General features: G+C 40.6%; 7 protein-coding genes. All 7 read right to left on the bottom strand.

The annotated features are described in order from the left end of the window. A partial coding sequence (locus IJT21_08635; protein MBQ7578316.1) for a TRAP transporter large permease subunit occupies positions 1–614 on the bottom strand: 614 nt, incomplete at its 3' end. 3 nt (positions 615–617) lie between these two features. Further along, entirely contained in the window at positions 618–1,190 is a 573-nt protein-coding gene (locus IJT21_08630; protein MBQ7578315.1) for a TRAP transporter small permease, read from the bottom strand. A gap of 24 nt (positions 1,191–1,214) precedes the next feature. Continuing rightward, positions 1,215–2,144 (bottom strand): hydroxymethylglutaryl-CoA lyase, encoded by a 930-nt coding sequence (locus IJT21_08625; protein MBQ7578314.1) that lies wholly within the window; start codon positions 2,142–2,144, stop codon positions 1,215–1,217. Between the two features lie 11 nt (positions 2,145–2,155). Next, the gene (locus tag IJT21_08620) at positions 2,156–3,004 is read right to left on the bottom strand and encodes a sugar phosphate isomerase/epimerase (protein ID MBQ7578313.1); all 849 of its coding nucleotides are present in this window, start codon (positions 3,002–3,004) and stop codon (positions 2,156–2,158) included. Positions 3,005–3,067: 63 nt separating this feature from the next. After that, positions 3,068–3,949 (bottom strand): shikimate dehydrogenase, encoded by an 882-nt coding sequence (locus IJT21_08615; GenBank protein MBQ7578312.1) that lies wholly within the window; start codon positions 3,947–3,949, stop codon positions 3,068–3,070. A 141-nt stretch (positions 3,950–4,090) separates the two neighbouring features. Further along, positions 4,091–4,747: an HAD family hydrolase gene (locus IJT21_08610; protein ID MBQ7578311.1), complete on the bottom strand. Its 657-nt coding sequence runs from the start codon at positions 4,745–4,747 to the stop codon at positions 4,091–4,093. A 5-nt stretch (positions 4,748–4,752) separates the two neighbouring features. Continuing rightward, the coding region (locus IJT21_08605; GenBank protein MBQ7578310.1) for a UbiA prenyltransferase family protein at positions 4,753–5,823 on the bottom strand (1,071 nt) is incomplete at its 5' end.

Genomic DNA, 5,823 nt, shown 5'->3' with positions numbered 1-5,823 from the left:
TTAATTTTTGCTTTGTCCTCGCCCTTAGTAGCGCAATAGAAAATAGCATAAATCATCAGGAAAACGCCGATTAATATACCCGGAATGACTCCGCCCAAAAATAATTTTCCTGTTGATACGTCAGTCGCGAGTGAATAAAGCACAAACGGAATCGAAGGAGGAATAATAACGCCCAAACCTCCCGCAACTGCGATTAAACCTGCTGCCCACGTTTTGTCATAGCCTAAATCGACCATGAAGGGGACGCACATAGCTCCGACAGCTGCTGTTGTTGCAGGGCCTGAACCGGAAATAGCACCGTAAAATAAACATGTGAGAACTACAGCGCAGGGAACTCCGCCAGTTATCCTGCCGACGAAATAAGAGAAAAAGTTAAATAATTTCTTCGAGATTCCGCCCTCAGCCATGATAACGCCGCCGAGAATAAATAACGGTACTGCTAAAATCGGTGTAGAATTTGCGCCGCTCAAAGTGTTGTCAATAATCTGCGGAATAACGCCGCCTCTAGCCATTAACAGAATCGGAGCGACAGAACCTAATATCATGCTTATTCCGATTGGAATCGATAAAATTATTGCTACGAGAAATACTACAAAGACTAATAACGCTGCCATTGTTTATTTGCCTCCCTCTGCTCTGAGTCCTGCCTCTGCTTCAGCCTTTGCATCAAGCTGCGTCTGCTCAAGCGTAGTAAGCTCCTTCACGTTGAAATTCTTTAAATGAATAAAGAACATTTGTATAGCCCTTAATGTCGCAATAATGAACCCGAATAACGCAACAGCATAAATCCACCACATAGGCCAGCCCATTGCGGGAGAAGTCTCAGCGCGCGCACCTTCGAGCATTGTACCTGCTGCCCACTTCAAGCACTCTACAGAATGATACGCAAGAAGAGCCATGCAGACCGCTACTATTACATCAACGCACAAATTTATTACTTTGCGCAAAGTTTGAGGCAGTAAATCAATAATTACGTTGACTCTTAACATGTTGCCTTTGCGAATCGTGTAAGCCAGCGAAATAAATACGCTCATAATCCACATAAAGCGCGAAAATTCTTCAGCCCAAGTTAATGACGGTATAAACGGAATCTTACGCACAATAACCTGAAGCATCATGACGCACGCAATTAAAATCAAGAATATGACCATTAGAGTCTCTTCGAAATGCTCATCAAGCCACTTAAACAATTTTATGACCTCCTTGCTAAAATTTTATGATTCAGCCTGCGACGCAATTAAATCTTTTGAACGTCCGGCCCTTAACACGTAACTGTCGAGTCCATGTCCTAGCCATTCGCTTACTTTGCGCGATAATGCCATAACTTTTAAGACATCAACGCCCGTGTAAATTCCCATTTCATCGAGCATATTAATAACGTCCTCCGTTGAGACATTTCCTGCAGCACCTGGAACGAACGGACAACCGCCGAGTCCTCCGAATGAAGCATCAAATCTCGTCATACCTGCCTGCATTGCCGCGAGAATATTTGCGATCGCTGCACCTCTTGTATTATGGAAATGCAGCCACCATGAAGCATTACTATATTTTTCGCGTACGTGTTTGCATAAATCGTAGACTTGATTCGGAACTGCTTGGCCAGACGCGTCAGATAATGAGATTTCATTTATTCCGACATTCAAATAAGCCTCGATAATTGCGTCAACGTCTTCAACTGGTGTACGGCCTTCCCACGGCGACGCGAACGGCATAGAAATAGAACCGGAAATTGCGATATTATTCTCATTTGCCATTTTCACGCAGTCTGCAAAACCTGCAACGCTTTCTTCAGGTGTACGATTTAAATTTTTCAAGTTATGCATACGGCTGGCGGACACGTTTAATTTCACTTTTTTGCACCCGCATTCTATTGCACGTTGAACGCCCCTGACATTTGGAATTAACGCGCGAAGTTCGACACCTTCAGGGACTTCTCCGACTCGTTTAAATAATTCGTCAGTGTCGGCCATTTGCGGAACTTTTTTAGGGTGCATGAACGAACCTACTTCAATAACGGGAAATCCTGCATCAATGAATCCGCGCAAAATTTCAAGTTTCTGATCCGTCGATAAAATTATTTTCTCGTTCTGCAGTCCGTCTCTGAGTCCTACTTCACAAATACTAATTTTTTCGGGTAGATTCATTTTTCGGCCTGCTAGTTAATGCCATTCTCGGCAAAATATTTTTTCGCAGCGTCGAGACACTGTTTAGCGTGGCCTGCGACTCCACGTGCTTTAATTTCCTTCAAGTTTGGAAGCTCGATCGATAAAGGAATTTCCGGCATAGCTTTTATCATGTCAGCAATTTTTACATCGCCGTCGCCTGGATAAAATCTCGCCTCACGTGCCGTATACAACATTAAATCGTCCTTGATATTGTCAAGAACTGTGTCTTTACATTCTGCGCCTTCAGGAGCGGGGCCGTCGCAAAGGTGAATGAAGTTAAAATATTTTCTCGGAGTCCTTGCAAGCTCTGCACCTGTTACGCCTGCTCTACCTGCATGAAGTGTATCGACCATTACAAAAACGTTGTCGCGCGCTAAATCGTCAATTAATGTAATATCTTCCTGTAAATTTCTGACTCCTGCCCACGGTAAGAACTCGATATTAAATTTGAGTCCGAACTCTTTAGCCATGTCTGCGACTTTTCCGGCTGTCTCTGTGTACCAAGCTCTATCACGAGTCCAAACGCTGCCGAGTACATCTGTTGCGCCGAGTTTAGCAGCTGCTTCAAATGCGGGTTTGTATTCGTTGATGTCTAAATCTTTGCGGATTCTTGCGAGCTCGATATCCATTAACGGCATATCATATTCTTTTAACGCGGCTTTAATTGCGTCAAAGAGTGCGGGATCCTTCTGCGGCAAAAATTCGGGTTCGCCTGGTAAATGCATAGGGATCGTACGGAGACTCACAAAATCGTAACCGGCTTCTTTTGCGATCTTGATTTGATCCATCGGGTTAGTGCCGGGGATTGTGAGATAAGCTAACGAAAATTTACGTGCCATAGTAAAAATTTTCTCCTTTCGTGAATATAAACAAGCCGCCACATAATAGCGACGGCAAAAATTTTATTTTCCTGCTGCTTTCTCTGCTAAAATCGTCATGAGAGTTTCGCGCATTACATCCAGCGGTACAGCTTTTCCGCCCGTCCATAATTGAATCTGGCGCAGACCCTGATAAAGCGACATTCCGAGTCCGTTAATAGTTGTGCAGCCTACTTCTTTAGCTTCCTTCAAGAAACGTGTTTCAGCGGGGTTATAAGTTGCGTCAAAGCAAATGTGTGAAGGCTTTAAATATTTCTTGTCGACGCAGGTATATTCTTCTTTGCCCTTCATGCCGAGTCCAGAAAGATTTAATATTATGTCGGTCTCGTCGAGTGCTTTTGCGACTCCGGCCTCGTCAGCTGCTCTTACGGGAACACAAACTCCGGGATAAAATTTATTAATTTCCTCGCTGAGTGTCTCGCATTTTTCCGAACGTGAAGAGATATAAATTTTCTTTGCGCCTTCTTCTGCAAGCTCAAGACAAACGGATCTGCCTGTACCGCCTGCACCGAATGAGAACATAACTTTATCTTTAATTTGGCAGTTATGCTCTTTGATGTCTCTGATTGCTCCGTAGCCGTCAGTGTTATAACCGATGAGCTTTCCTGCTTCAGTTTTTACGACAGTGTTTGACGAGCCTATTTTTTTGCAGAGGGGGTCAAAATCGTCAAGGTACTGCATGACAGCTTCTTTGTTGGGCTTAGTAACTGCACAGCCTAAAAACGTTGGCATATAACGAATGCCGTCAATAATTTCCTTCAAGTGGGTGTTATCGGCTTCACAATAGCAATAAACCATGTTAAAGCCTGCTGCCTGATAAGCTGCGTTCTGCATACGTGCTGCAAATGACTGGCTTAAAGGCGTTCCGATGAGTGCTATTAATCTGCTGTTAATATCAATCTGCATTTACTTAACGCTCCTGACATATAAAATTTTTGTGAATAATTTACGATTCGATGTATTTATTTTAAGCGGGAAAAGTTTTATGCGCAATTAATATTTTTACTGGTTATTTATATAATTTGATTCTACAAGTGTCCCTAAGAGTCATTTTTTTGCATTTTGCTCCCCTCTATTAATTGCCGGAAAATAAGTATCAGCTAAATTTTTTACGTCAATATAATCAATGCCTGCTGATTTAGCACAAAGTCCGTCTCTGTCATAACGATCGCCGATATATAGCGCCTCGCTTTGATTAATACCTAGAAAATTAATTATGTTAATAAGACCATGTGAATCGGGCTTCATGCATTTAATAATTTCGTCGCAGCTCCAGAAAGCATAGTCAGGAGTAAAATTTATCGCAGTTATTTTTTCTTTTACTGGATTATCGGAATAAATAATTATCTTGATTCCTATTTCTTGACAAGATTTTAAGCATGAAATCAAACGCCTTCGTCTGAAAAATTTTATCATTCTAAGCGGCCTAATTATCATCCATAAATTTATTAATGACTCTGCCTTATTGTGATTTAAATTATATAATCTTGAAGCTCTATCTAATTGTGCGCGATAAAAATTTTCTGTATTTGCTCCAAAGCGTTTTTCTTGAAGACGACGAAATTCACGCAAAAAAAATAATTCTTTGATTCTTAATGGAAATATTACATAATATATAATCAGCCATAACAGCATTAAGATTCTTACTGGAAATTGATAATATAGAGTTCCGTCAAAATCTGAAATTATTGCTTTATATTGCATGATGTTTATAACGAGATTAATTCGCGGCTTGTAAAAACGTTCAGAACAGGAATATTTACCAGCATTAACACGATAAATAACGCGATCAAAGCACCGCAATAAAGCATAAGACCTTTTTCATGATACAATTTTTCGGGCTTCTGGACGGCTGAGTCTTTCTCAAACGAGAGCAGGAAATAATAACAAAATAATCCCGTCAAAGCAGGCATAAATAATATTAATTCTATTCTATATTTTATGAGAAATATTCCAGTAAAGAATACCGAGCACATCGCATAAAAAAACGAGCTGACTAATAAAGAATTGCTAGTGTAATACTTGAATGATTTTCTGTAGAGGCCGGCTAATTTAGGATCGTTAATCATTCTGTACTCTGCAAAACGCTTGATGGCCATTAAGAATGCTCCTCCGAACCAGTAACCGAGAATTAGACTCACCGGCGGCAATGTGTACGCAGAAATTATAAACCAGCCCGCAATTAGTCTTATAGCATTATTTATTGATTCTGATAGGACATCAAGATAAACGACATCTTTTGTTCGTAAAGGCTTGACGTTATAAATTATTCCCATTATCCAGAGCCATATTAATGCATATAAAAAATTTTGATTTAAGATTGCCCAGACAATGAAACTTGTTATGCTTAAGAACGCCCATAAGAGCCAGACAACACGCCCATTTATTCCGCCTGATACTACACTGCGGTATTTTTTGACGGGGTGATATTTATCAAATTCTGCGTCAAGATATTCATTGATTGCGTAATTTGCTGAAGCTATGAGAGAAACTGCTATGAATCCATAAATTAATCTAGTTATGCATTCAGAATCAAATTTGATTCTAGTAATAAGAATTGCTGCTGCTGAACCGGGAATTATAAAAAATTGCTTCACCCAGTGATCGAGCCGGAGAATCTTTATATACTTAGTTAAAGTATATTGTTCTTTGCTGTTCTTTGCTGTTCTTTGCTGTTCTTTGCTGTTCTTTGCTGTTCTTTGCTGTTCTTTGCTGTTCTTTGCTGTTCTTTGCTGTTCTTTGCTGTTCTTTGCTGTTCTTTGCTGTTCTTTGCTGTTCTT

The sequence above is a fragment of the Synergistaceae bacterium genome, from assembly GCA_017443945.1.
Classification (GTDB): domain Bacteria; phylum Synergistota; class Synergistia; order Synergistales; family Aminobacteriaceae; genus JAFUXM01.
The sequence above is the reverse complement of the archived record's forward strand: the minus strand, read 5'-3'. Positions and strand labels throughout refer to the sequence as shown.

What these genes read in the sequence shown, in the direction of transcription:
- IJT21_08625 (MBQ7578314.1), bottom strand. Translation starts at nt 2,144, where the DNA reads ATGAATCTACCCGAAAAAATTAGTATTTGTGAAGTAGGACTCAGAGAC.
- IJT21_08620 (MBQ7578313.1), bottom strand. Translation starts at nt 3,004, where the DNA reads ATGGCACGTAAATTTTCGTTAGCTTATCTCACAATCCCCGGCACTAAC.
- IJT21_08615 (MBQ7578312.1), bottom strand. Translation starts at nt 3,949, where the DNA reads ATGCAGATTGATATTAACAGCAGATTAATAGCACTCATCGGAACGCCT.
- IJT21_08610 (MBQ7578311.1), bottom strand. Translation starts at nt 4,747, where the DNA reads ATGCAATATAAAGCAATAATTTCAGATTTTGACGGAACTCTATATTAT.